The sequence below is a fragment of the Variovorax sp. P4_D9 genome, assembly GCF_056401695.1.
Genome location: NZ_JBFUIU010001468.1, coordinates 1 through 1,281, shown reverse-complemented (window position 1 = coordinate 1,281; position 1,281 = coordinate 1). Strand labels below are relative to the sequence as shown.

The 1,281-nt window shown below is 57.9% G+C and carries 1 pseudogene; it reads left to right on the top strand.

Annotated features, from left to right (window positions below):
* Nucleotides 1–386: 386 nt before the first annotated feature.
* Nucleotides 387–1,281: pseudogene (locus AC1DY5_RS56055) on the top strand (hypothetical protein); the annotation flags it as partial.

The following is a 1,281-nucleotide window of genomic DNA, read 5'->3' as shown; positions in this document are numbered from 1 at the left end:
GTGGTGGCCCTCTCTTAAGGGACGCGACGAATGTCCTGATGCGCTACACGCTACGCATGCTGACAACCCAGCAGTTTCAGCGGGCTGCCAGCCTCATATGTGCAATGGAGGTAATACGCCGGGAACATGGGCACTCCGATCAGAAGATCCCAGGGAGGCGCTTCTCGCTCGGACTCTGGATCGGCGGTGATGGATCGCCCAACCGGTGTGATGAAGCACGCAACCAATATTTGCGGTTTCTTAAGGGAGACATAAGCGGGAATCCCCTGGTGCTTACTGAGTGTCCGTGGTGCCGAGCGCCGATTGGAAAAGTAGATACCAATAGCCGCGGCAAGAAGGGTGGGTCTCGCCCGTTGGGTGTCTTCAGCGATGCATCGGAGGGCCCGATGCTGCTCTGCCCCGATCCAGCATGCGCTTTTGGGGTGGAGGACCGCCGGCGCTGGCTGCCTGTCGAAGTCATCGACGAGAGGATCTACCGTTATCCGCCTTCACTAATTATCGCGACTGCCGACAAGTTTGCGATGCTGGCGTATCGGCCCGAGGCGGGTGCCATTTTCGGGCGTGAGTACCCGACCCAAGGAAAGGTCGATCAGGTCGCGATGCCTCCTGGACTGATCATCCAAGACGAGCTCCACCTTATTTCCGGGCCACTTGGAACCATGTATGCACTGTACGAGTCGATTTTTGAACGGCTGTGTACGATCGAGGCGCATGGCGGGCAGATACGGCCAAAAATAGTGGCGTCCACTGCCACCATACGCGGCGCCGACGATCAAGTGCGAGTGCTCTACGGACGAGAACGAACACGCCTTTTCCCGAGTCCCGGCCTCTCGATGAGCGACTCCTTCTTTGGTCGCTATGCGAAGGACCCAAACGGACGGTTGAGCTCGGGACGCCTGTACGTCGGCATCCACGGCATAGACCATGGATCCATTCTTACTACCCAAGTTCGAACTTTTTCAGCAGCGCTGTACAGGCCAGCAGCCTTCGAGGAAGGAAAGCGCGACCCGTGGTGGACTCTGCTTGCGTTCTATAACAGCATCCGCGAACTGGGCGGCGCACGGACGCTGTTCGACAGCGACATCCGATCCCGATTGAAGTTCCTTTTTAATCGTGAAGGCGTTGACGCAGACGCACGACGGAATCTTCGCATTGTCGATGAACTGACGAGCCGTCTCTCTCAGCCGGAGATCGTCGCCATGATGGACCGGCTCTCAAAGTCCTACGAGCCGCCAAACGGAGCGGGTGTTTTCGACGCATGTCTGGCCTCCAACATAATCG